Consider the following 23,187-nt stretch of genomic DNA (forward strand, 5'->3'; position numbering starts at 1 on the left):
GGCGCACCGCACGGGGCAGGATCCCGGTCCGTGCGGTGCCTCGTCCGGTCAGCGGCGCGCCACCTCCGGATGGGGCACCGCCCGGTAGAGGCGCAGCGACGCGAGCAGCAGCCAGAGGAAGCCGACGACCACGGCCAGCCACAGTCCGCCCATCCCGGCAGGGCCGAGCGCGGCCCCACCGACGAAGCCCACCAGGATCACGACACCGGCAGCCCTCGACCAGACCGCGCCGCCGCGCTCACCGTGCCGCGCGAGCCACCCGCCGAGCAGGAAGGCCGCCACGGCGAGCGCCGTGAACCCGATGCCGCCGAACGCGAAGTGCAGCAGACCGGAGACGCTGATCGTCGTGGCGCCGTCCTGCCCCGGCGGGAATCCGGGCATCGGGTCCGGCGGAAAGATCGCGCTCGCGACCATCGCCGCGCCGTAGACGCCTACTGCGATCCCCGTGCCGCGAGCGCCCGCCCGGGCCGCCCCGATCCCTGCGACGAGCACCATCGCACCGCTCAGGGCCAGGTTGGTGACCTGCATCCAGCCGCCGTCGCCCAGCATGAGCACGCTCAGCGGGTGCTGTGCGAAGTCGAACCCTTCTCGGGTGAGGGCCAGGACCAGCCCGACGAGCAGGTAGAACGGCCCTGCGACCACACCCCACCCGAGCATCGACCGCGTCACCGCGGCCGCCGTGTCGAACTCGGTGTCCTGTTCCATCTCGTCCTCCGAAGGCGTCACGCCGGCCCGCTGCCGGCATCTTCCTCGATAGACGACGGCCGCACCGGGAACTGAGCGACGCAGCGTGCACCGAGCCCGGGGCAGGGCTTCGGACACGGCGAGGCGTGCGGATCAGTTCGGCCGGGCGGCGCGTCCCAGCAGAGCGGTGAGCTGCCGCAGCTCGTCGGCCGACAGCACCGCCAGCGGCGTCTTCTCCAGCACGGTCCGGACCAGCTCGTCCCGGACCTCTCGGCCCTTGGCGGTCAGCACGAGCACGCGGGAGCGGCGGTCGTCCGGGTCCACCGCACGCTCCGCCAGCCCTCGGTCGACGAGCTGGTTGCTGATGAAGGTCAGGTTCGGCGCGTTGCAGTACAGGCGCTCGGCCATCACCTTCATCGAGGGCGGCGGCTCGTCCGGGTCGATGACCCACAGCGCCTGGAACGTCGCCGGAGTCATCTGGTGCTGGGCCAACGACTCCCCGATCAGATCGTTCGTCCGCATCCAGATGTCGTGGGTCGCCGCGACCACCGCGGTGAGCTCGGGCGTGGTCATTGCCGCATCCTACCGATAGTTCGAGCCTCGAAGTACCGTGCTATGTTCTGGCGCAATACTTCGAGACTCGAAACAATAGGAGAATCTGTGCGCCATGCCTTCACCGACGTCGCCGTGCTGGTCACCGGTGCATCCAAGGGGCTGGGCCGGGCCTACGCCCTGGAGCTGGCTCGCCGGGGAGCCCGGCTGATCCTGCTGTCCCGCTCGGAAGAACCCCTGCGGGAGCTCGTCGCCGAGATCCGGGAACGGCACGGCGGCCCGGACGCCGAGGTCGTCGTCGGCGACCTCGCCGCCCCTGACGGCCCCGGGCAGATCCTGCGCGAGCTGCGTGACCGCCGTCTGACCGTCGACCTGCTGCTCAACAACGCGGGCGCGGGCAGTGTGGGCCCGTTCCTCCGCCGCCCGCTCGGCGCGCAGCTGGGCACGGTCGGCCTCAACATCAGCGGGCTCCTCGCCCTGACGCATGCGATCGGGGGCGAGCTGGTCGCGCGCGGGTCGGGCGGCATCATCAACGTCTCGTCCACCGCCGCGTTCCAGCCCATGCCCTACCAGGCCAGCTACGCGGCGACCAAGGCGTTCGTGCTCTCCTTCACGGAGGCGCTGGCCGAGGAGCTGCGGGGAACCGGGGTGCACGTCATGGCCGCGCACCCCGGCGCGATCGCCACCGGCTTCTTCGACGGCACCACGGCCATGATCGACCCCCGCGCGGCCGACACACCGGAACGGGTCGCGGCCCACACGCTGGACGACTACGCCCGGCGGCGCGCCGTCTCCTACCCAGGCCGGGCGGTGAACCGTTCGATGACCTGGCCGGCGCGGCTCCTGCCGCGCACCGCTGTCGTGCGGATCGCCGGGGCGCTCAATCGCAGGCTGCGCCTGGACGAGGTCGTCGACGCGACCTCATGACCGTGGCGCCTACCCTCACGAGAACGGGGTTCTGCGTCTAATCGGCCCGATCAGACACACAACCCCGTTCTCAACGACCCCGGCCGGGGCCGGACCGGTCAGGCCTCGACGACCACCGGGACGATCATCGGCTTGCGACGCAGACGCGTCGCCACATACCGGCCGATGGTGCGGCGCATGATCTGCTGCAGCTGGTGCGTGTCGGTCGCTCCGCCCGCGATCGCGTTCTCGAGCGCCGCGGTGACCTCGGGCATGACCTTGTCGAACACCGAGGCGTCCTCGGCCATGCCGCGGGCCAGCACCTGCGGCGGCGCGAGCACCTTGCCCGTGGCCGTGTCGATGACGGCGAAGACGGACACGAAGCCCTCCTGGCCCAGGACCACGCGGTCCTTGAGCTCGGCCTCGGTGATCTCACCGACCGACGAGCCGTCGACGTAGACGTACCCGCAGGGCACGGCACCGACGACGGACGCCTTGCCGTCCACGAGGTCGACCACCACGCCGTCCTCCGCGAGCACCACCCGGTCGGCCGGCACGCCCGTGCGGACCGCGATCGCGCCGTTGGCCACGAGGTGACGCACCTCGCCGTGCACCGGCATCACGTTCTTGGGCCGAAGGATGTTGTAGCAGTACATCAGCTCGCCGGCCGAGGCGTGCCCGGAGACGTGCACCTTGGCGTTGCCGCCGTGCACGACGCGCGCGCCGAGCCGGGTGAGGCCGTTGATGATGCGGAACACCGCGTTCTCGTTGCCGGGGATGAGCGACGACGCCAGGATCACGGTGTCGCCGAACTCCACCTGCACCTTGTGGTCACCGTTGGCCATGCGCGACAGCGCCGCCATCGGCTCACCCTGCGACCCGGTGGACATGTAGACGATCTGGTCGTCGGGCAGCGAGTCGGCCTTCTTCAGGTCGATGAGCACGCCCGGCGGCACGTCGAGGTAGCCGAGGTCGGCGGCGATGCCCATGTTGCGCACCATCGAACGGCCCACGAGGGCCACGCGCCGGCCGTGCGCGTGCGCGGCACGCAGCACCTGCTGCACCCGGTGCACGTGCGAGGAGAACGACGCGACGATGATGCGCTTCTCCGCGCGTGCGAACACGTCGTCCAGCACCGGCCCGATCTCGGCCTCCGGCGTCACGAAGCCCGGCACCTCCGCGTTGGTGGAGTCCACCATGAAGAGGTCCACGCCCTTCTCGCCGAGGCGGGCGAAGGCGCGCAGGTCCGTGATGCGGCCGTCGAGCGGCAGCTGGTCCATCTTGAAGTCACCGGTGTGCAGCACCGTGCCCGCGGCGGTGGTGACCGCCACGGCGAGCGCGTCCGGGATGGAGTGGTTGACCGCGACGAACTCGCAGTCGAAGACGCCGAGCTTCTCGCGCTGCCCTTCCTTCACCTCGAGGGTGTAGGGCTTGATGCGGTGCTCCTTGAGCTTCGCCTCGATGAACGCGAGCGTGAGCCGCGAGCCGACCAGCGGGATGTCCTTGCGGAGCCGCAGCAGGTACGGCACCGCACCGATGTGGTCCTCGTGGCCGTGCGTCAGCACGATCGCCTCGATGTCGTCGAGGCGATCCTTGATGTAGTCGAAGTCCGGCAGGATCAGGTCCACGCCGGGCTGGTTGTCCTCGGGGAAGAGCACACCGCAGTCGATGATGAGCAGCTTGCCGGCATGCTCCAGGACCGCCATGTTGCGTCCCACCTCGCCCAGGCCGCCGAGGGCGACCACCCGCAGGCCGCCCTCAGGCAGTGCGGGGGGCAGGGACAGTTCGGGGTGAGGGTGACTCACTTGGCCTCCAAGGCCTCGTTACTGACAGAGAAAGTTCTTAATGGGGGGTGGCGATCGCCGGGTGCCCGATGACGGCCGAGGCGTCCTCGGGGAGCTCCGGCGGCGACATGGGATGCGCGCTCGCGGGGATCACGCCGCTCGCGACGAGGATGGCGCGCAGGTGGGCCACCTCGTGGTCGCTGGCGGCGACGTTCGGCAGCCGCAGGGTCCGGTGCTCCAGGACGCCCTGCGCCTGCAGCGCGGCCTTCGCCATCACGGCCTGCGCGCCGGCTCCGTTGAGGGCGTTGATGACCGGCACCGTCGTCCGGAACACCCGCAGCGCGGCGGTGTGGTCCCCGGCGTCCCACAGTCGAACGACCTCGGCGAACTTCTTCCCGACCAGGTGCGCGGACACCGACACGATGCCGGCTCCACCCACGCTCAGGGAGGGCAGCAGCAGCCCGTCGTCGCCGGAGTACCAGGCGAGACCGGTGGCCTCGATGAGCTGCTCCGCCGACCAGACGTCGCCCGTGGCGTCCTTGTTGGCCACGACCAGGGGGTGCTCGGCGATCCGCGCGAATGTCTCGGGCGCGATGCGCACCCCCGACCTGCCGGGGATGTCGTACAGCATGACGGGCAGCCCGGTGGAGTCGGCCACGGCCGCGAAGTGCTGGTACAGCCCTTCCTGCGTGGGCCGCGAGTAGTACGGCGACACGACCAGCAGCCCGTCGGCGCCGGCGTCCGCGGCCTGCGTGGCCATCCGGATCGCGTGCGCCGTGTCGTTGGACCCGGCACCGGCCAGGACCGCCGCGCGGTCGCCCACCGCCTCGACGACGGCGGCGACGAGGTCCACCTTCTCGGGGGTGTGCGTCACCGGGGACTCACCGGTCGTGCCGGACAGGACGAGGCCGTCGTTCCCGTCGTCGATCAGCTTCTTCGCCAGCTTGGCCGCCGCTTTCAGGTCGATGGCGCCGTCGGGCGTCATCGGGGTGACCATCGCGGTCAGGACCGCGCCGAACGGGCGCGCGGAGTCAGCGGGAAGAACCATAGGCATACCGTACCGTTTACCGCCCCGTCACCGGGCTCGCGCGCTCGTCGACCCGCCGGGCTGCTCGGACGGTTCTCGCGCCGGTCCGAGGAGCTCCTCCAGGCCCTCGACGGCCCGCACGACGACGCCGTCGTTGGCCGGCCGGAGCACGCCGGGCCGCCGGACCACGTCGCGCAGCCCCGTGGCATAGGCGGCGAGCGCCGCCACGAGCTGGGGCACCAGCCGCGGCTGAGTCATCGTTCGACCAGCACGCCGTCCTGGTCCGCGTACACCATCGCGCCCGGACGGAACACGACGCCGCCGATCTCCACCGCCTCGTCCACCACGCCGGCGCCCGCCTTCGACGACGTGCGCGGGTTGGTGCCGAGCGCCTTCACCCCGAGCCGCAGCTCGCCGATGGCCGCCGAGTCGCGCACCGCACCGTAGATGATCGCGCCGGCCCAGCCGTTCTCGACCGCAGCGGCCGCGATGCGGTCCCCCATGAGGGCGCTGCGGAGCGAGCCACCGCCGTCGACCACCAGGACCGCACCCTCCCCCGGCGTCTGCGTCAGCGCCTTGACCAGGCCGTTGTCCTCGTGGCACCGCACCGTCCGCACCGGCCCGGAGAACACGCGGATCCCACCGAGGTCGCGCAGCTGCAGGGCGAGGGAGGCGAGCGCCGCACCGTGCTCGTCGTACAGGTCGGCCGTCGCGGTCATGGATGATCCCCCGTCTCGTCGGTGTGCTCGTCGGCGTGCGGCAGACGATACTCGGTTTCCGACGCTCCCCCCGGTGCGGTTGCGCGGGCGTGGATACTCGGAATATGACGGCGACGACGCTCTCTCCCGCACTCGTGGCACACCTGCCCACCGGCCTCCTCGTCGACGGGCACTGGGGCCCGGCGGCGGGCGGCGCCACGTTCGAGGTCACCGACCCCGCGACGGCCGAGCCCATCTTCGACGTCGCCGACGCCACCCCTGCCGACGCCGTGCGGGCCCTGGACGCCGCGCACGCCGCCGCCCCGGCCTGGCGCGCCGTGCCGCCCCGCGAGCGCTCCGCCCTGCTGCACGCCGTCTTCGACCGCCTGACGGCGCGCGCGGACGACATCGCCGCGCTCATCACGGCCGAGGCGGGGAAGCCGCTGGCCGAGGCGCGTGCCGAGGTGGTCTACGGCGCCGAGTTCCTGCGCTGGTTCGCCGAGCAGGCCGTGCGCGCCGACGGCCTGGTGCGCACCGCGCCGTCGGGCACCAACAAGCAGTACGTGAGCCGCCGGCCGGTGGGCCCCACCCTGCTGATCACGCCCTGGAACTTCCCCATCGCCATGGCGACCCGCAAGATCGCCCCGGCGCTGGCCGCCGGGTGCACCGTGGTGATCAAGCCGGCCGCCCTCACGCCCATGACCACTCTTCTCGTCGCGGAGATCATCCGCTCCGAGGCGGAGGCGCGCGGCCTGCCGACCGGCATCGTCAACGTGGTCCCGACCACGCAGGCGGGTCCGGTCACCGGGCCGCTGTTCGAGGACCCCCGGCTGCGCAAGGTCTCGTTCACCGGCTCCACCCGGGTGGGCTCCGCCCTGCTCGAACAGGCCGCGAAGAACGTGCTCCGCAGCTCGATGGAGCTGGGCGGCAACGCACCGTTCATCGTGTTCGAGGACGCCGACATCGACGCCGCCGTCGAGGGCGCGCTGATCGCGAAGCTGCGCAACTCCGGCCAGTCGTGCGTGGCCGCCAACCGCTTCCTCGTGCACGACGCGGTGGTGCACACCTTCGCGGAGAAGCTCGCCACGGCCGTGGGGGCCAAGGTGACCGCACCGGGCACGCAGCCCGGCGCCGAGGTGGGCCCCCTCATCAACGAGGCGGCGGTGGAGAAGGTCACCGGCCTGGTCGACGACGCCGTCACGCACGGCGCCCAGGTCCTGACGGGTGGCGCACGCCTCGACCGCCCGGGCCACTTCTTCGAACCCACGGTGCTCACCGGCATCGGCGCCGACGAGCGGATCGTGACGGAGGAGATCTTCGGGCCGGTCGCCCCGATCGTCGCCTTCGGGTCCGACGACGAGGCGTACGAGCTGGCCAACGGCACCCCGTTCGGCCTGGCGGCGTACGCCTACACGACGTCGCTGGCCCGGGCGCAGCGCGCCATGGACGAGATCGAGGCCGGGATGATCGGCATCAACCGGGGCCTGGTGTCCGACGCGAGCGCACCGTTCGGCGGCGTCAAGGCCTCGGGGCTGGGCCGCGAGGGCGGGGAGGCCGGCATGGAGGAGTACCAGGAGACGGTGTACGTCGCCCTGTAGCCCCCGTCCGGACGGCGGGCACGGCTGCCGTACCGCACCGCGGACGACGTAGCCTCACGACGTGAACGTCCTTCCCACCAACCCGGCGGCCCGCGCCGCCGTCCGCCAGGGTGTGAGCGTCTCGGTGGCGACCGGTCTGTACGGCATCTCGTTCGGCGCCCTGTCGGTCGCGGCCGGCGTCGGTCTCGGCCCGACGATGGCCCTGAGCCTGCTCCTGTTCTCCGGCGGCTCGCAGTTCGCCCTCGTCGGCGTCATCGGCGCGGCAGGTACCCCCGTCGCCGCTGTCGCCACCGCCACCCTGCTCGGCCTGCGCAACACCCTGTACGGCGCGGTGGTCTCGCCCCTGCTCGAGGTGCGCGGCTGGCGCCGGCTCGCCGCCGCCCACCTCACCATCGACGAGTCGACGGCGGTCGCCGTGGCCCAGCCCGAACGGACCGCGTCCCGGATCGGGTTCTGGGTCACGGGCGTCGGCGTCTTCGTGCTCTGGAACACGTTCGTGCTCCTCGGCGCGCTCGCCGGCGACGCGCTCGGCGACCCGCGTGCCTGGGGGCTCGACGCCGCCGCGGCCGCCGCGTTCCTCGCCCTCGTGTGGCCGCGGCTCGCACCGCGCCGCGCCCAGCTGGTGGCGGGGCTCGCCGTCATGGCCACCGCCGCACTGATCCCGTTCGTGCCACCAGGCATCCCGGTGCTCGCCGCGGCCGCGGTGGCCGTCGTCGTCGGGCTGGTCACGCCGACCGCCGTGCCCGAGCCCGACTCCGAGCCCGAGTCCGAGTCCGAGAAGGAGTCCGTCCGATGACCACCACCGCGATCTGGGTCACCGTGCTGGTCGCGTCCCTGGCCTGCTACGCCCTCAAGCTCGGCGGGCACCTCATCCCCCGGTCCTGGCTAGCGTCCGAGCGCGTCGCCCGCATCACCACGCTCGTGACCGTGGCGCTCCTCGTGTCGCTGGTCGTCGTCCAGGGCTTCGCCGACGGACGCGCCCTGACCGTGGACGCGCGCGTCCCCGCGTTGGCGGTCGCCGCACTGGCGCTCGCGCTGCGAGCCCCGTTCATCCTGGTGGTGGTGCTCGCCGCGGGCACGGCCGCCGGCTTGCGCGCGCTCGGCTGGGGGTGAGCCGCCCCGGCGGCCGGTCGCCGGCGGGCAGCCGCACCGGCGGCATCGGCCGCACCGGCAGCTAGGGTGGCCAGGTGGCCCTGTTTCGTGAGACTGCCGACGTATCCGTCCGCCCAGCCGTCGCCGGCGACGAGGGCCCCGTGACCGAGGTCCAGGTGGCCGCCTGGCGCTCCACCGGGGTGCTCGGCGAAGGCGTCATGGAGGCGCTCGACGTCCCGGCCATGCGGGAGCGCTGGTCGTCGGCGATCAGCTCGCCGCCGGGGCCCGGGTTCGCGGTCTTCGTAGCGCTCGACGGGCCGGACGTGGTGGGTTTCGCCGCCGTCTCCCCCGGACAGGTGCTGTCGCTCGAGGTACTGCCCGAGGCGCAGCGGGCCGGGCACGGCTCCCGCCTGCTGGCAGCCGCCGTCGACCGCCTCCGCGCGGACGGTGCCGAGACCGTGACCACCTGGTCTCTCGTGGACGACACCGCACGCGCCGCCTTCCTCGAGGCGAGCGGACTCGGCGAGGACGGCCGCAGCCGCACGCTCGCGACGGGCGCCCGCGAGATCGTCGAGCACCGCTGGTCCGCCCAGATCTGACCTCGGCGCGGCGCGGCTGCCGCGCGCACGGCGAACTCAAGGTTTCACGCCCGCGTGACAGTCCCGTGACACGGCCTTGCGACCATCAGCAGCATGGGAATACGCACGGAGTACTTCGCCGCACCGACCGATGAGGTGGCGGCGACGGCGCTCCACACGTCCGGCGGGCCGACCGAACCCGACCAGACCACCGGACAACCACCCTTCGACGCCGTGGCGGTGCCGTCGATGGACCCGTTCGTCACGCTCGGCGGGCTCGCCGGCGTGCTGTCCGGGCGACCGTACGGTGAGGTCACGGCGCACCCACGGCATGGAACGCTCGTCGGCAGCGGAGGCGACGAGGGCCCGTGGATCGTGACCGTCGCGCAGGATCTCGCCGACGACCTCGCCTCCGCCGGTCCCGCCCGTCTGGCCGAGGCGGCCCGCGTGTGGTCCACCACCGCGATGCCGCCCGTCCCCCGGCAGCACCTCGCCGCGCTGCTGCCCCTCGCAGCCCTCGCCGCCCGCGCGGCCGACCTGGGACACGGGCTGTACTGCTGGACGAGCCTCGGCGACTGACGGTCTCGACCAGGGCTGCGGAGGTGCTTCACTAGCCCGGTGAACCGCACCCGCAACCCGCTCTGGCGGACCCTGGTCGAGCTCCGCGGCAACCCTCGCGCCTGCGTGTGGACCGAGCCGCTGTGGGGGCTGTCCATGGCCCTGGTGCTGCCGTACGCGTCCGTGTTCATGCTGGCGCTGGGCCTGCACGACGCGCAGATCGGCTTCCTCGCGACCGTCGCCATGCTCTCCCAGGTCGTCTTCGGTCTGGCCGGCGGCATCATCACCGACCGGCTCGGCCGGCGCGCCACGACGGCCTGGTTCGACGTGATCGCCTGGGTGATCCCGTGCCTGCTGTGGGCGTTCGCGGAGAACTTCTGGTTCTTCCTGGCGGCGTCGCTCGTGAACGGCGCCCTGCAGGTCACGCAGAACTCGTGGGACTGCCTCATGGTCGAGGACGCCGAGCGGGGCCAGCTCACCCGGATCTACTCGCTGGTGAAGGTCGCGGCCGACTGCTCGGCCCTGTTCGCGCCGCTGGCGGCCGTCCTGGTCGCCCAGCTGGGGCTCGAGCCGGCAGTCCGCATCCTGTACGTCAACGCGGCGGTCGTGATGACCGCGAAGATCGTCTGGCTCTACCTGTGGTCGAGGGAGACCCGCCAGGGCGCCGTCCGTATGGCCGCCACCCGGCGGCAGAGCGTGTGGCGCCTGCTGGCCGGGTACCGCGGCGTCCTCGGGCTGCTGCTGCGCTCGCGCGGGTCGCTGCTCGCGCTGGCCGTGGCCGCGCTGGTCGCCTCGGTCACGCTGGTCAACGGCACGTTCTGGCAGGTGGTGGCCAGCCAGCACCTGCACGTACCGGACGCGCTGCTGCCCTTCTTCCCGATGGTCCGCTCGGTGCTGTCGGTGGTCTTCTTCTTCACGCTCATCCCGCTCCTGACCACCGCCGTCGACCTCAGGCGCGCCACGGTGTGGGGATTCGGGGTCCACCTCGCCGGGCAGCTCGTGCTGGTCACGATCCCTGCGTCCGACGGCGCCGCGACACCATCGACGTATGCGTTCCTCGGCCTGTGCCTGCTGCTGGACAGCTTCGGTGCGGGCATGCTGTTCATGCTCTCGGAGTCGCTCGTCGCGCTGCACGTGGACCAGGCCGAGCGCTCGCGCGTGATGGCACTCCAGCGCACGTGCATCATGCTCGCCGCTGCGCCGTTCGGCTGGATCTCGGGCTGGCTGTCCGGGATCGACCGCACCTATCCGTTCATGCTGACGTCGGCGCTGCTCATCATCGGGCTCGTGCTGGTGCTGGTGCGCTGGGTGCCGACGCACCCGGACGCAGAGGCACCGGCCTGACGGTCGACCCCGCCTGACGCCGGGCCGTGCGGACCCGCTCACGGACCGCGCCCGCCACGATGACGGCCAGGACGAAGAGCCCACCCGCCACGAGAGCGCCCCGCACGCCGATCAGCTCCATCAGCAGACCGAGGAGCGGCGGACCGGCCAGGCCCCAGGCGGTGCTCGCGCTGCGCCAGACGCCCAGCACCCGGCCACGCATGGCGGCGGGCGGGTCGGTCTGCAGCACCGTCGCCCCGGCGGTGTCCGAGAGCGACTCCAGCACCGCCATGGGTGCGACGACCACCAGCAGCAGGGCGAAGGTGGGCGAGAGTCCGGCGAGCACCTGGAGCAGCGCACCGCCCGCCGCGAGGACCGCCACGATCCGCACCGACGGCTTGCGCAGGCGGCCGGCGAAGAACGCCCCGACGATGCCGCCGACCGCCAGCACCGCTGCGACGGTCGCGAAGTCCTGGGTGGTGCCGGCGAGCGCACCGGTGACGAGCACGGCGAGCGTGAGCGAGTAGTTGCGCCCGAACACCGCGCTCACCGCCGTGACCGCCAGCAGGGCGACCAGGCGCGGGCGGCTCAGGAAGTACCTGACGCCGTCCAGCGAGCCCGCCCGGGGCTCAGCCTCGGCCTCGGCCACGGCCTCGGCCACGGCCTGGGCCTCGGCGGGCGGCGCCGCCGACTCGGGCGGCGCCGGCTCGGCCGCCACGGGCAGGGCGTCCTCGAGACTCCGCCAGTACAGCCGCAGGAACGGCACCAGTGCGGCGACCGCCAGGAACGAGACACCGTTGATCAGGTACGCGGCAGCGGGCCCCGTGAAGGCGAGCAGGCCACCGGCCACGCCGACACCGGCCAGCCGGCCCACGCTGTTCGTCACGGAGCCGAGTCCGATGGCGGAGGGCACGTCGTCGGGTGCGACCAGGTCGTTGCCGAGCAGCGAGGTCGCGGGGCCGTCCACCGCGGCCACGAGGCCGGTGACGGCCGAGAGCGCCAGGAGGAGCGGCAGGTTGAGCACGTCGAGGCCGACGAGGAGCGCGGTCGTGAGGGCGATCAGGCCGAGCACGGCCTGGCTCACGGCCACGACCAGCTTGCGGGGCCACCGGTCCACGACCGCGCCACCGGCGACGCCGAAGAGCAGGCCGGGCGCGGCCTGGACCGCCAGCGAGAGCCCGGTCGCAGCGGGAGAGCCCGTGATCTGCAGGACGAGGAGGTTCTGGACGGTCATCTGCATCCACGTGCCGGCGCTCGAGACGAGGTTGGCACCGGTCCAGAGACGCATCGCGGGATGGCGCAGTGCACGCCACGGGGAAGGGCGGGAAGCAGGGTCAGCAGCTACGGGCTTCACACGCAGCGCGCGGAGCCGCGCGCTGACAAAGGCAGGGAGGAGCACAAGAACTTTCAAGTCAGGGAGATCGCTGCGGCCGTACCCCGGTCGCAGCGGCGACAATTCAAACAACCGGCTCCGGGTGCGCTCTACCCTCAGCGGTCGATCGTGACCAAGGTCGCAGGTGACGGCCCTCTCGCGGCCGCGGGGCACCGTGGACCGCGCCCTTTCCTGCGGTGCCGCGGGACGGTCCGGCGGACCTCCGTCAGAGCTCCGGCTCGTAGCAGGTGTAGCCGGCGCGGAGCACCACGACGGCGTCCCGCTCCGGCGTGATGCCGTCCTCGGGGACCGGCACCCGTGCGACGTCGGGCCAGTGCACCAGGAAGGTCCCCCGGTGCCACCACCGCATGAGCGGAGCGATCGGCCACGGGTGCCGCACCCGCGACCGTTCGAAGCCCATGAACGACGTCCGCGTGCGCGGGGACACCACGAGCCCGTGCAGCCGGGCGTGGGCGAGGAACGTGTCGGGGTTGCCGTCGAGCACGAACCGCAGGTCGACCACCCAGCCGAGGCGCGTACCGGAGGCGTCGTGCACGGGAACGTCGAGCAGGTCGGAGGCGATCACCGTGGTCTCCTCATCCTGAGCTCTCCGGGTCGCGGTTGCCGCCCGGGATGCGGCCGACGATGTGGTTGCGCGTCCAGCGCTCGACCCAGGTCGCGTCGAACCGGGACCCGCTGACACCGAGGTGCACCGCCGAGCCGATCTCCGTCACGTAGGACCACGCCAGGCGGTGCCACCGGGACACCGGCGGACGACCACCGAAAACCCGCGTACCGAGCACGGGCCCGGTGAGCAGCGCGGTGATGACCACGGGGACGTCGCCGTCGAGCGCGTCCAGCTCGAGGTCGTCGAGCGTGCACACCGGCATGCCATCGACGTCGAGCACCTGCCGGTCCAGCAGGTGCAGGCGCGCGTCGAGGACCCGCCCGGGCTGCGGTGGCTCGGGCACGCGGGCCAGGTCGCGCGGACCGGGTCGGGCCCGGCTCATCCGCCGGCCTCCGTCACGATCATCAGGGGGATCGCCGCGACCGCGGCCACGACCAGGATGACCAGGTACACCGCACCCAGCACGTTCATCACCCGCCCGTTGACGTGCTCGCCCATGTACTCGGGATCGTTGGCGACCACCAGGATGGGCAGGTAGGTCAGGGGCAGGGCCACCGCAGCGAAGACGACCGAGAACTCGGTGACGGCGATCGGGTCCACGTTGGTCAGCAGCACACCGACCGCGACGACCAGCGCCAGGATCATCGCCAGGTGGAAACGAGGAGCCCGTGCGGGGCGCCGGAACTTGCCCCACGACCAGCCGAAGTACTGCGAGGCCGTGTACCCGGTGGCCAGCGCCGTCTCGAGCGCCGCGCCGAAGGTGGCTGCCACCACACCGACGATCACCACCGCGACGAGCAGCGTGCCGCCCGCCTCCGCGGCCGGCAGGGTGAGCTGGGACATCGAGCTCACCTCGATGCCGGCGGGCAGCAGCACGATCGCCGCTCCCGCGGCGATGGAGATCGACAGCAGCCCACCCAGCGGGAACCCCACCAGCACGTTCAGGCGCGACGTGGCCAGGTCCTTGACGGTCCACGAGTCCTCGACGCCGCCCGACGAGAAGAAGAACACCTCGTACGGCGTCATGGCCGCTCCGAACAGCGCCACGGCGAAGTACCAGTACGTGCCCGCGCTCTCCTGCGCGGGAACGTCCGGGACGAGCTGCGCACCGAGCTCGCCCCAGTCCGGACCGAGCAGGAAGACCGCCACCGCGAAGCCGACGAGCGTGAGGCCCACCAGCCCTGTGACGTTCTCCATGAGGTTGAACTTCACGCGCCACAGGACGAGCCACACGGCCAGTACCGCCACCGGGACCCAGAGGCGGTGGTCCACGCTGCTCGCGAGCTGCAGCGCGAGGGCGATGCCGCCCACCTCGGCGACGAGCGTCAGCACCGTGACCGCGAGGCTGGCCACCAGGTTCAGCCCGGCGGTCCTGGGCCCGAGCCGTTCCCGGATGATCTCGAACGTCGCGCGGCCGGACACGGCGGCCACCTTGCCGGACATGTGCGCGAAGACGCAGATCCCCACGACGCCAACCACGACCACCCATGCCAGCGACAGCCCGAACCGCGACCCCACCACGGCGTTGGTGACCAGGTCCCCGGCATCGAGGAAGCCGCCGATGGCGGTGAGGATCCCCAGGGCGACCGTCAGCAGGCGGCTCTTCATGGCGCCGTCCGGGCCCACAGGACGTGCCGCACCGCGCCGTTCGCCTCGTCGAGCGCGGCAGCCGCGTCGTCGAGCGCCCGCAGCACCTCGTCGGCCGACGACGACGGCCGGCCCAGCCAGGTGCGCGCCGCCGCGACCGGGCCGACGGCGGCCGACGCGGCGTCGAGCGCGTCATCCCGCACCTGCGCGGCGTCGGCGGAGGAGAGCACGACGGTCCCGATGCCGTGGACGGCGCCGGTCGCCGTCTCGGCGGCGTCCCCGACGGCCACGTCCGCGGTCACGGCGGGGAGCCGCCCGGCGGCGCTGGACCGTACGGCGAGCTGCGCCGTCGCCACCGCGGAGCTCGAGTCGTCGAGGTGGTCGGAGACGCTGCCGAGCGCGTTCGCGTCGTCCGACCGGTTGGCCGCCGGGCCGCAGCCGGCGAGCAGGCCGGCCAGCAGCACCACCAGTACCGCCGCGACCCGCGGCTGGACCGGCGGGCGATCAGGGCGGTGCGTCACGCTCGAAATACTTGCGCGGATCGGCGACCTTCGCATGCCGGGTGAATCCGCGACCGGGCAACGCCAGGGCCGAGCGGCGAGCGACCACCACCGTGCCTATCGTCGTGCACAGAGCCTGGAAGGAGGCGCCATGCGCATCGGGTACACCCTCATGACCGAGCAGAGCGGACCGCGCGAGCTGCTGCAGTATGCCGTCGCCGCAGAGGAGGCCGGCTTCGACTTCGAGCTGTCGAGCGATCACTACTCCCCCTGGCTGCCGGAACAGGGGCACGCTCCCAACGCGTGGGTGCTCCTCGGGGCGGTCGCGCAGGCGACGCGACGGGTCGAGCTGATGACCTTCGTGACCTGCCCGACGATGCGCTACCACCCGGCCGTGGTGGCTCAGCAGGCGGCGACCCTCCAGCTCCTGGCCGACGGCCGCTTCGTGCTCGGGCTCGGTGCCGGTGAGAACCTCAACGAGCACGTGATCGGTGACGGCTGGCCCAGCATCGCGGTGCGGCACGACCTCCTCGAGGAGGCGGTCCACATCATCCGGGAGCTCCTGACGGGCGAGCTCGTCACGTGGGAGGGCCAGCACTTCCGCGTGGACTCGGCGCGGCTCTGGGACGTGCCGGACGCCGGGGTCCAGCTCGGCATCGCGGTGTCCGGCGCGCACGGCGTCGAACGGTTCGCCCCGCTCGGGGACCACCTGGTCCAGGCGACGCCCGACGCCGACGTGGTCACGGGCTGGACCGACAAGCATCCGGGCAGCTCGCGCGTGTTCGGGCAGCTGCCGGTCTGCTGGGACCCGGACGAGCAGCGGGCGGTCGAACGTGCCCATGCCGAGTTCCGGTGGTTCGGCGGAGGGTGGTCCGTGAACGCGGACCTACCGACGCCCGCCGGGTTCACGGGTGCCACGCAGTTCGTGCGGCCGGAGGACGTGGCGTCGTCGATCGCCTGCGGGCCGGACCTGGACAAGCTGGCCGAGAGCGCCCGGCCGTTCCTGGACGCCGGGTTCACCGACCTCTCGATCGTGCAGGTGGGCGACCACAACCAGGACCGGTTCCTCGCCGAGGCCGCCGGGCCGCTGCTGGAACGCCTGCGCGCGCTCTAGGGTACGGCTGCCGATCGCACGCGAACGAATCCACCCGGCCGTCGGGGCGCCGGTCAGCCGAGGAACGTCACCTCGACCAGTCGGGTGCGGCGCACCCAGTCCTCCAGGTCGACCGGCTGGGGCAGGTGGCCCGGGTTGGCGGGCTGGTTCAGGTCGGCAACGATCTCGGACAGCACCGCGCGCCGCTCCGGCTCCTCGGTGACCGGCCGTGCCGTGGCACGCAGGTCCGCCCGCACGCCGTGCTTGAGGTGGAAGGTGAGGGCCGGTTCGGCGACCAGGTTGACGTACCAGCTCGGCCGGTCGACCGTGCCGCTGCACAGGTACGTGCGCCCGGCCACGTGGTAGAAGAAGATCTCGATCCGGCGGGGCAGGCCGGTACGCCGGCCCGTCGTGGTGATGTCGATGATCCGCTGCCGGGTCGAGGCGGCCGGGGTGATCTCGACGGCCCGCCGCACGGCGTCGTCCATCACGCGGCCTCGATCGTGGTCTCGTTCGACGTTTCGGTCGCGGTGTCGTAGCGCAGAGCCGGCCCGAGCAGCAGGCCGCCGTCGAGCACGAACTCCGAACCCGTGGCGAACGTGGCATCCGCCGAGGTCAGGAACAGCACGAGCTGTGCGAGCTCGGTCGGCTCCCCCAGCCGCGGCACGGCGAACGGCTCGGGCGAGTAGAGGTCCGCGATGGGACGCTCGCCCTCGGCGACCGGGGAGGTGATCAGCGGCGTGGAGACGACGCCAGGGTGCACCGAGTTGACCCGGATCCCGTCGCGGCCCAGCTCCAGCGCGGCCGACCGGGTCAGGCCGCGCACCGCCCACTTGCTGGCCGTGTAGGCCGCGTAGTACGCCGTGCCGACGTTGCCCATGGTCGAGGAGATGTTGACGACGGCGCCCCCGCCCCCGCGCCGCATGGACGGCGTGACCGCGCGGATGCCCAGGAACTGGCCGGTCACGTTGACCTCCAGCGTGCGCCGGAACGCCTCGACGTCCTGGTGCTCGATCAGCGCCGCCGACTGCTGCACCCCCGCGTTGTTCACCAGGACGGAGACGGGACCGAACCGTTCCTCGGCGGTCGCGACGGCTGCCGTCCACTGCGACTCGCTGGTGATGTCCAGCGCCACGTGCACGGCCCGCTCCCCCAGCTCGGTGGCGAGCGCGGCGCCCCGCTCGGTGTCGCGGTCGGCGATCACCACGTTGGCGCCCTCCGCGTGGTAGGCGCGCACGTGGCTGACGCCCATGCCGCCCCCGGCGCCGGTGACGACGACTGTCTTGTTCTCGAATCGCTGCACGGCTCGACCCTTCGCTAGTTGTGAGTCGACTAACTCACCTCTCGATCAGGGTAGGCGCGCCGCAGAGGTGAGTCAAGCGACTCACCTCACAGCCTGAGGCATGATGGACCCATGGCGACCGGCACGGGGACGTACCACCAGCAGCTCGCGGAGCAGAAGCGCGCGGCGATCATCGCCGCCGCCACCAGCCTCTTCCTGGTCAACGGCTACGCCGGCACGTCGCTGGCCCGGGTGGCCGAGGCCGCTGAGGTCTCCAAGGCCACGCTGTTCAAGCAGTTCCCCACCAAGGCTCGCCTGTTCGAGTCGATGGTCAAGGAGCACTGGAACCCCGACGGCGACGAGCGACCCGAGCCGGAGTCCGGCGACCTCGCCAGCGGGCTGGCCGAGTACGGGCGCAGGTACGCCGCCCTGATGTCCCGGCCCGAGATGGTGGGCCTGTACCGCATCGTCATCGCCGAGATGCCGCGCTTCCCGGACCTCGCCGAGACCCACTTCGACGTCGGCAAGATGCCGTTCTTCGACTCGGTGCGGCGGTATCTCGCCGCCGAGCACAACGCCGGGGCCGCGCGCGTCGAGGACCCGGTGGCCGCCACCACACAGTTCATGGGGATGATCTCGAACTTCACGTTCTGGCCCCGCCTGACCGTGGTCGGCTGGAACCCCACCGACGCCGAGACGGCCTGCGTCGTCGACGACGCGGTCGCCACGATGGTCGCGCGCTACAGCACCCGCTAGGACGCAGGCGTGGCGCGGTAGAACCCGGAGGCCTTGCGCAGCGACTCCCGCGCCCGGCGGCGGTCGCCCGCCGCGTCGTAGGCGAACGCCAGGTGGTACCAGGCGCGCCAGTCCTCGGGAGCGGCCTCGACCGCCGCCCGGCGCGGCTCGAACGCTTCGTCGGCCGCCGCCCGGTCGATGCGGCCACCGGGCGACCGGGGCAGGTCGTCCACAGGCAGGTCGCCCTCGGCGAACAGCGTGTCGGCCATGGTCTGCACCGTCGCGGCCAGCCGGTACTCACGCACGATCAGTCCGATGACCAGCAGCGGGATGATCAGCACGGCCAGCCCGATGGCGATCAGCACCGGCTCGCCGGTGCGCACCATCGCGATGCCGCGGCCTGCGATCTGCCACACGTACAGCGCGAGGAGGGCGGTGACGGCCAGCGTGCCGGCCAGGCCCTTGGGCAGCCGGCGACCCGACGTCGGACGCGCGCCCGACTGCTCGCCCCGGGCCTCGCTCACGACAGGTCCAGCACGTGCTCGAGGCCCACGGTCAGCCCCGGCCGCGAGACCACGGACCGGATCGCGAGCAGCACGCCGGGCATGAACGAGGCCCGGTCGAACGAGTCCTGCCGGATGACGAGCTGCTCCCCCTCGTTGCCGAAGAGGATCTCCTCGTGCGCCACGAGCCCACGCAGCCGCACGGCGTGCACACGCACCCCGTCGACGTCTGCCCCGCGGGCCTCCCAGCCCACCTCGGTCGCGTCGGGCGACGTGCCGAGGCCTGCCTCGGCACGGGCCGTGGCGATCGCGGCGGCCGTGTGCCGGGCAGTGCCCGACGGTGCGTCCACCTTGTTCGGATGGTGCAGCTCGACGACCTCGGCGGACTCGAAGTAGCGCGCGGCCTTCGCGGCGAACGTCATCGCGAGCACCGCCGAGAGCCCGAAGTTGGGCGCGATGAGTACGCCGAGCGCCCCCTGGCCGCCGGTCCCCCGGGGGGACAGCTCGGCCAGGTGCGCCGTCACCCGGGCACGCGACTCGTCGTCCCAGCCGGTGGTGCCCACCACCGCGTGCACGCCCGCGTCGAGCACTGCGTGCACGTTGGCCTCGGTGACGCTCGGTACGGTGAAGTCGACGGCCACGTCGGCACCGGCGAGCGTGTCCCGGGAGACCGGGTCGCCGTGGTCCAGCCGCGCGACGAGCTCGAGGCCCTCCGCGGCCTCGACCGCCGCACACGTCTGCGTACCCATGCGCCCGGCCGCACCGAGCACGGCCACCTTGATGTCAGTCACGATCTACCACCCTTGTTCTTCGTCGAGTGCTGGGTATGTGTCGGATCGAAGGGGCCGACTCGACACATACCCAGCACTCGACGGGAGGTTCAGTTGTCGAACGGGCCCACTCGGATGACCGACCTCGGGCGGGCGGCCAGGTCCTGGGCCAGCTCCTGGACGTCTGCCGCCGTCACCGACTGGATGCGCTCGAGCGACTCCTCCAGCGACAGCAGGTCGCCGTACACCAGCTCGGCCTTGCCCAGCCGGCTCATGCGCGAACCGGAGTCCTCCAGCCCGAGCACGGTACCGCCGGAGAGCTGTCCCACGGACCGCTTCAGCTCGCCCACGGTGATCCCGTCGTTCGCGAGCTTCTCGAGCTCCTCGACGAGCAGGTCGGTGACCTGGTCCACCTTGGCGGCAGCGCAGCCGGCGTACAGGCCGAACGTGCCGAGCCCGCCGTGGGCGGAGGCGAACGAGTAGGTCGAGTACGCCAGGCCCCGCTTCTCGCGGATCTCCTGGAAGAGCCGGGACGACATGCCGCCGCCCAGCACGGCGTTCAGCACGGACAGCGCGAAGCGCCGGTCGTCCGTCGCCGCGATCCCCGTGGAGCCCACGATGATGTTGGCCTGCTCGACCTGCCGCGTGATGGTCAGCTCCGCACCGGCCTCCGGCACACCGGTGCGGTCCTCGGTCGAGACGCGGCGGTCGCACGGCGCGGTGGCCGGGTCGAGCTCCCACCCGCCGTCGGACAGTGCCTGGGTGACCTGCTGCACGACCTTGTCGTGCTCGATCCCGCCCGCGGCCGTGACCACGAGGGTCTCTGGCCGGTAGTTCCAGCGGTAGTGGTCCCAGACGGCGTCCCGCGGGACGGCGTTGATCGTCTCGGGAGTGCCCCCGATGGGGCGGCCGAGCGCGTGGTCGCCCAGGACGACGGCGGAGAACTGCTCGTGCGCGACGTCGGTCGGGTCGTCGTCGTCCATGGCGAGCTCTTCAAGGATCACGCCGCGCTCGGTCTCGAGCTCGTCGGCGTCCAGCCGCGCGGAGGTCAGCATGTCGGAGATGACGTCGACCGCCATCGGCAGGTCGGAGTCCAGCACCCGCGCGTAGTAGCAGGTGTGCTCCTTGCCGGTGGCCGCGTTCGCCTCACCGCCGACGGCGTCGAACGCCTCGGCAATGTCCATCGCGGACCGCCGGGCGGTCCCCTTGAAGAGCAGGTGCTCCAGGAAGTGCGTCGAGCCGAAGTGGCCGTCGGTCTCGTCCCGCGAGCCGACGCCGATCCAGGCGCCCATCGTCGCCGAGCGCTGGCCCGGCATGTTCTCGGTGAGCACACGGACACCGCCGGGCAGGATGGAACGACGAATGGTCGCTCCGTCCTGCCCGGCGGTCAGCTCGGCACCGGGCTCGCCCGCGGGGACGAGCGGCAGGTGCCACGTCATGTCAGGCGTCCAGGTCAGCCGGCACAGATGCGGTGTCGTCCGCCTTCGCGGCGTCGGCGGGAGCTGCCTCGTCCTCGTCGGTCACGGCGACCAGCGAGAGCTTGCCGCGCGGGTCGATCTCACCGATCTCGACCTGGACCTTCTGGCCGATGGAGAGCACGTCGTCCACGTTCTCGACGCGCTTGCCACCCACGAGCTTGCGGATCTGGCTGATGTGCAGCAGACCGTCCTTGCCCGGGGACAGCGAGATGAAGGCGCCGAACGACGTCGTCTTGACGACCGTGCCGACGAACCGCTCGCCCACCTCGGGGACGTGCGGGTTGGCGATCGCGTTGATCGCCGCGCGGGCGGCCTCGGCCGACGGGCCGTCGGTGGCACCGATGTACACGGTGCCGTCGTCCTCGATGGAGATGTCCGCGCCCGTCTCCTCCTGGATCTGGTTGATCATCTTGCCCTTCGGGCCGATGACCTCGCCGATCTTGTCGACGGGGACCTTCACCGTGATGACGCGCGGGGCGTTCGGGGACATCTCGTCCGGCGTGTCGATCGCCTCGTCGAGCACCTCGAGGATCGTCAGGCGCGCGTCGCGTGCCTGACCCAGCGCCGCACCCAGCACCGTGGCGGGGATGCCATCGAGCTTGGTGTCGAGCTGGATCGCCGTGACGAACTCCTTGGTACCGGCGACCTTGAAGTCCATGTCGCCGAACGCGTCCTCGGCACCCAGGATGTCCGTCATCGCGGCGTAGCGGGTCTCGCCGTCCACCGTGTCGGACACGAGGCCCATCGCGATACCCGCGACCGCTGCGCGCAGCGGCACACCGGCGTTGAGGAGCGACAGCGTGCTCGCGCACACGGAGCCCATGGACGTCGAACCGTTGGAGCCGAGAGCCTCGGACACCTGGCGGATCGCGTAGGGGAACTCCTCGCGGCTCGGCAGGACCGGCACCAGGGCACGCTCGGCGAGCGCACCGTGGCCGATCTCGCGGCGCTTCGGGCTGCCCACGCGGCCCGTCTCACCGGTCGAGTACGGCGGGAAGTTGTAGTTGTGCATGTAGCGCTTGCGCGTCTCCGGACCGAGCGAGTCGATCTGCTGCTCCATCCGGAGCATGTTCAGCGTGGTGACACCCAGGATCTGGGTCTCGCCGCGCTCGAAGATCGCCGAGCCGTGCACGCGGGGCAGCACCTCGACCTCGGCCGAGAGGGTGCGGATGTCCGCGAGCCCACGACCGTCGATGCGGACGCCCTCGGTGAGCACGCGCTGGCGCACGAGCTTCTTCTGCAGCGACCGGTACGCGGCCGACAGCTCCTTCTCGCGACCGTCGAAGCCCGCCTGCAGCTCACCGAGCATGCGGTCCTTGATCTCGTCGAGCGTGTTCTCGCGCTCCTGCTTGTCCGCGACGGCCAGGGCTGCACGCAGCGGCTCGGTCACGGCTGCCTCGACAGCGGCGAACGCGTCGTCCTGGTAGTCCGGGAACAGCGGGAACGACTTGGTCTCCTTGGCCGACTGCGCGGCAAGGGCGGCCTGCGCGTCGCACAGGGCCTTGATGAACGGCTTGGCCGCATCGATGCCCTCGGCGACGACGTCCTCGGTGGGGGCGGCGACGCCCTCGTTCTTGATGAGGTTCCACGCGTTGTCGGTGGCCTCGGCCTCGATCATGGCGATCGCCACGTCGACCGAACCGTCGGCAGCCGTCACGGTGCGTCCGGCGACGACCATGTCGAAGACGGCGCGCTCCTTGTCGGAGTACTTGGGGAACGCGACCCACTGGCCGTCGACCAGCGCGATACGGACCGCGCCGACCGGGCCGTCGAACGGCAGGCCGGAGATCTGGGTCGACGCCGAGGCGGCGTTGATCGCCAGCGTGTCGTACGCGTCGTCGGGGTGCAGCGCCATGACGGTGATGACGACCTGGACCTCGTTGCGCAGGCCCTTGACGAACAGGGGGCGCAGCGGGCGGTCGGTCAGGCGGCAGGTCAGGATCGCGTCGGTCGACGGACGACCCTCACGACGGAAGAACGAGCCGGGGATGCGCCCGGCGGCGTACATCCGCTCCTCGACGTCCACCGTCAGGGGGAAGAAGTCGAACTGCTCCTTGGGGTGCTTGCCGGCAGCGGTGGTCGACAGCAGCATGGTCTCGCCGTCGAGGTACGCGGCGACTGCGCCGGCGGCCTGCTTGGCGAGCCGTCCGGTCTCGAACCGGACGGTACGGGTGCCGAAGCGACCGTTGTCGATAACGGCCTCGGCGAACTGGATCTCGGGACCCTCCACGGGTGCCCTCCTTCTGTTGGTGTTCTCTCGGAACGCCCCCGTACCCGACGGTCATCGATCGAGGCCTACCGAACGGCCGCTCGCCTCAGCGAGGGGGTCGGGAAGCCACTACCGAGGACCGGACGAGGTCACGGGCGGCGCTGTTGTGTCGTACTACAGCATCTCACCAGACCAGCCCGGCCCCCGCAGCGGGGGCCGGGCTGGTGGGC

At 72.0% G+C, this 23,187-nt stretch carries 26 protein-coding genes; 9 read left to right on the plus strand and 17 right to left on the minus strand.

The window, feature by feature from the left end; genetic code table 11:
- Positions 1 to 48: 48 nt before the first annotated feature.
- On the minus strand, positions 49 to 705 hold the full coding sequence (locus ACFSL2_RS08235) for a DUF998 domain-containing protein (protein ID WP_377197388.1): 657 nt from the start codon (positions 703 to 705) through the stop codon (positions 49 to 51).
- 132 nt (positions 706 to 837) lie between these two features.
- Entirely contained in the window at positions 838 to 1,257 is a 420-nt protein-coding gene (locus ACFSL2_RS08240; protein ID WP_377197389.1) for a MarR family winged helix-turn-helix transcriptional regulator, read from the minus strand.
- A gap of 87 nt (positions 1,258 to 1,344) precedes the next feature.
- Between ACFSL2_RS08240 and ACFSL2_RS08245 the strand changes: the two genes are divergently transcribed.
- Positions 1,345 to 2,163 carry an SDR family NAD(P)-dependent oxidoreductase gene (locus tag ACFSL2_RS08245; protein WP_377197390.1) on the plus strand — a complete coding sequence of 273 codons (819 nt, stop codon included), beginning with the start codon at positions 1,345 to 1,347 and terminating at the stop codon, positions 2,161 to 2,163.
- A 98-nt stretch (positions 2,164 to 2,261) separates the two neighbouring features.
- On the opposite strand, the gene ACFSL2_RS08250 is transcribed toward ACFSL2_RS08245, so the two are convergent.
- From ACFSL2_RS08250 to rraA, 4 genes are read right to left on the minus strand one after another with little or no spacing between them, the layout of a single operon-like run.
- Complete coding sequence (locus ACFSL2_RS08250) at positions 2,262 to 3,947, minus strand: ribonuclease J (RefSeq protein ID WP_377197391.1); 1,686 nt, start codon at positions 3,945 to 3,947, stop codon at positions 2,262 to 2,264.
- 37 nt (positions 3,948 to 3,984) lie between these two features.
- Entirely contained in the window at positions 3,985 to 4,974 is a 990-nt protein-coding gene (dapA, locus tag ACFSL2_RS08255; RefSeq protein WP_377197392.1) for a 4-hydroxy-tetrahydrodipicolinate synthase, read from the minus strand.
- 27 nt (positions 4,975 to 5,001) lie between these two features.
- On the minus strand, positions 5,002 to 5,211 hold the full coding sequence (locus tag ACFSL2_RS08260; protein WP_377197393.1) for a hypothetical protein: 210 nt from the start codon (positions 5,209 to 5,211) through the stop codon (positions 5,002 to 5,004).
- Positions 5,208 to 5,672 carry a ribonuclease E activity regulator RraA gene (gene rraA, locus ACFSL2_RS08265; RefSeq protein WP_377197394.1) on the minus strand — a complete coding sequence of 155 codons (465 nt, stop codon included), beginning with the start codon at positions 5,670 to 5,672 and terminating at the stop codon, positions 5,208 to 5,210. Before rraA ends, ACFSL2_RS08260 begins: the two co-directional genes overlap by 4 nt.
- Before the next feature lie 104 nt (positions 5,673 to 5,776).
- On the opposite strand from rraA, the gene ACFSL2_RS08270 reads away from it, so the two are divergent.
- The 6 genes from ACFSL2_RS08270 to ACFSL2_RS08295 all read left to right on the plus strand — a co-directional run bounded on the left by ACFSL2_RS08270 (position 5,777) and on the right by ACFSL2_RS08295 (position 10,821).
- Complete coding sequence (locus ACFSL2_RS08270) at positions 5,777 to 7,249, plus strand: NAD-dependent succinate-semialdehyde dehydrogenase (RefSeq protein ID WP_377197395.1); 1,473 nt, start codon at positions 5,777 to 5,779, stop codon at positions 7,247 to 7,249.
- Between the two features lie 61 nt (positions 7,250 to 7,310).
- A complete protein-coding gene (locus tag ACFSL2_RS08275) occupies positions 7,311 to 8,045 on the plus strand; it encodes an AzlC family ABC transporter permease (RefSeq protein ID WP_377197396.1) in 735 nt (244 codons plus the stop codon).
- Positions 8,042 to 8,362 carry an AzlD domain-containing protein gene (locus ACFSL2_RS08280; protein WP_377197397.1) on the plus strand — a complete coding sequence of 107 codons (321 nt, stop codon included), beginning with the start codon at positions 8,042 to 8,044 and terminating at the stop codon, positions 8,360 to 8,362. The genes ACFSL2_RS08275 and ACFSL2_RS08280 overlap by 4 nt, the downstream gene beginning before the upstream one ends.
- 74 nt (positions 8,363 to 8,436) lie before the next feature.
- Positions 8,437 to 8,940 (plus strand): GNAT family N-acetyltransferase, encoded by a 504-nt coding sequence (locus ACFSL2_RS08285; RefSeq protein ID WP_377197398.1) that lies wholly within the window; start codon positions 8,437 to 8,439, stop codon positions 8,938 to 8,940.
- Between the two features lie 93 nt (positions 8,941 to 9,033).
- Positions 9,034 to 9,498 carry a hypothetical protein gene (locus ACFSL2_RS08290; RefSeq protein WP_377197399.1) on the plus strand — a complete coding sequence of 155 codons (465 nt, stop codon included), beginning with the start codon at positions 9,034 to 9,036 and terminating at the stop codon, positions 9,496 to 9,498.
- Between the two features lie 39 nt (positions 9,499 to 9,537).
- Entirely contained in the window at positions 9,538 to 10,821 is a 1,284-nt protein-coding gene (locus ACFSL2_RS08295) for an MFS transporter (protein WP_377197400.1), read from the plus strand.
- On the opposite strand, the gene ACFSL2_RS08300 is transcribed toward ACFSL2_RS08295, so the two are convergent.
- Genes ACFSL2_RS08300 through ACFSL2_RS08320 form a run of 5 tightly spaced genes read right to left on the minus strand, consistent with a single transcriptional unit; the run spans position 10,754 to position 14,908 of the window.
- The gene (locus tag ACFSL2_RS08300) at positions 10,754 to 12,346 is read right to left on the minus strand and encodes an MFS transporter (protein WP_377197401.1); all 1,593 of its coding nucleotides are present in this window, start codon (positions 12,344 to 12,346) and stop codon (positions 10,754 to 10,756) included. The two genes, ACFSL2_RS08295 and ACFSL2_RS08300, sit on opposite strands and share 68 nt — an antisense overlap.
- Before the next feature lie 52 nt (positions 12,347 to 12,398).
- Positions 12,399 to 12,758, minus strand: a complete 360-nt coding sequence (locus ACFSL2_RS08305; protein WP_377197402.1) for a PRC-barrel domain-containing protein — start codon at positions 12,756 to 12,758, stop codon at positions 12,399 to 12,401.
- 10 nt (positions 12,759 to 12,768) lie between these two features.
- Entirely contained in the window at positions 12,769 to 13,182 is a 414-nt protein-coding gene (locus ACFSL2_RS08310; RefSeq protein WP_377197403.1) for a hypothetical protein, read from the minus strand.
- On the minus strand, positions 13,179 to 14,408 hold the full coding sequence (locus ACFSL2_RS08315) for an Nramp family divalent metal transporter (protein WP_377197404.1): 1,230 nt from the start codon (positions 14,406 to 14,408) through the stop codon (positions 13,179 to 13,181). Before ACFSL2_RS08315 ends, ACFSL2_RS08310 begins: the two co-directional genes overlap by 4 nt.
- Positions 14,405 to 14,908 carry a hypothetical protein gene (locus tag ACFSL2_RS08320; protein ID WP_377197405.1) on the minus strand — a complete coding sequence of 168 codons (504 nt, stop codon included), beginning with the start codon at positions 14,906 to 14,908 and terminating at the stop codon, positions 14,405 to 14,407. The genes ACFSL2_RS08315 and ACFSL2_RS08320 overlap by 4 nt, the downstream gene beginning before the upstream one ends.
- A gap of 130 nt (positions 14,909 to 15,038) precedes the next feature.
- On the opposite strand from ACFSL2_RS08320, the gene ACFSL2_RS08325 reads away from it, so the two are divergent.
- Positions 15,039 to 16,001 (plus strand): TIGR03557 family F420-dependent LLM class oxidoreductase, encoded by a 963-nt coding sequence (locus ACFSL2_RS08325; protein WP_377197406.1) that lies wholly within the window; start codon positions 15,039 to 15,041, stop codon positions 15,999 to 16,001.
- 53 nt (positions 16,002 to 16,054) lie between these two features.
- Here the strand turns inward: ACFSL2_RS08325 and ACFSL2_RS08330 are convergent, their stop codons facing one another.
- Positions 16,055 to 16,468, minus strand: a complete 414-nt coding sequence (locus ACFSL2_RS08330) for a nitroreductase/quinone reductase family protein (RefSeq protein ID WP_377200787.1) — start codon at positions 16,466 to 16,468, stop codon at positions 16,055 to 16,057.
- On the minus strand, positions 16,468 to 17,283 hold the full coding sequence (locus tag ACFSL2_RS08335) for a glucose 1-dehydrogenase (protein ID WP_377197407.1): 816 nt from the start codon (positions 17,281 to 17,283) through the stop codon (positions 16,468 to 16,470). Before ACFSL2_RS08335 ends, ACFSL2_RS08330 begins: the two co-directional genes overlap by 1 nt.
- Before the next feature lie 111 nt (positions 17,284 to 17,394).
- On the opposite strand from ACFSL2_RS08335, the gene ACFSL2_RS08340 reads away from it, so the two are divergent.
- Complete coding sequence (locus ACFSL2_RS08340) at positions 17,395 to 18,018, plus strand: TetR/AcrR family transcriptional regulator (protein ID WP_377197408.1); 624 nt, start codon at positions 17,395 to 17,397, stop codon at positions 18,016 to 18,018.
- On the opposite strand, the gene ACFSL2_RS08345 is transcribed toward ACFSL2_RS08340, so the two are convergent.
- The 4 genes from ACFSL2_RS08345 to ACFSL2_RS08360 form a co-directional block, all read right to left on the minus strand.
- Positions 18,015 to 18,521, minus strand: coding sequence for a hypothetical protein (locus tag ACFSL2_RS08345; protein WP_377197409.1), 507 nt, complete (start codon positions 18,519 to 18,521; stop codon positions 18,015 to 18,017). The genes ACFSL2_RS08340 and ACFSL2_RS08345 overlap by 4 nt on opposite strands.
- Positions 18,518 to 19,291, minus strand: coding sequence for a 4-hydroxy-tetrahydrodipicolinate reductase (gene dapB, locus ACFSL2_RS08350; RefSeq protein ID WP_377197410.1), 774 nt, complete (start codon positions 19,289 to 19,291; stop codon positions 18,518 to 18,520). Before dapB ends, ACFSL2_RS08345 begins: the two co-directional genes overlap by 4 nt.
- An 89-nt stretch (positions 19,292 to 19,380) precedes the next feature.
- Positions 19,381 to 20,709, minus strand: a complete 1,329-nt coding sequence (locus ACFSL2_RS08355) for a M16 family metallopeptidase (RefSeq protein ID WP_377197411.1) — start codon at positions 20,707 to 20,709, stop codon at positions 19,381 to 19,383.
- A gap of 1 nt (position 20,710) precedes the next feature.
- Positions 20,711 to 22,978 carry a polyribonucleotide nucleotidyltransferase gene (locus ACFSL2_RS08360; RefSeq protein ID WP_377197412.1) on the minus strand — a complete coding sequence of 756 codons (2,268 nt, stop codon included), beginning with the start codon at positions 22,976 to 22,978 and terminating at the stop codon, positions 20,711 to 20,713.
- Positions 22,979 to 23,187: the final 209 nt, after the last annotated feature.

This window comes from Promicromonospora aerolata (assembly GCF_042682255.1).
GTDB classification, from domain to species: domain Bacteria; phylum Actinomycetota; class Actinomycetes; order Actinomycetales; family Cellulomonadaceae; genus Promicromonospora; species Promicromonospora aerolata.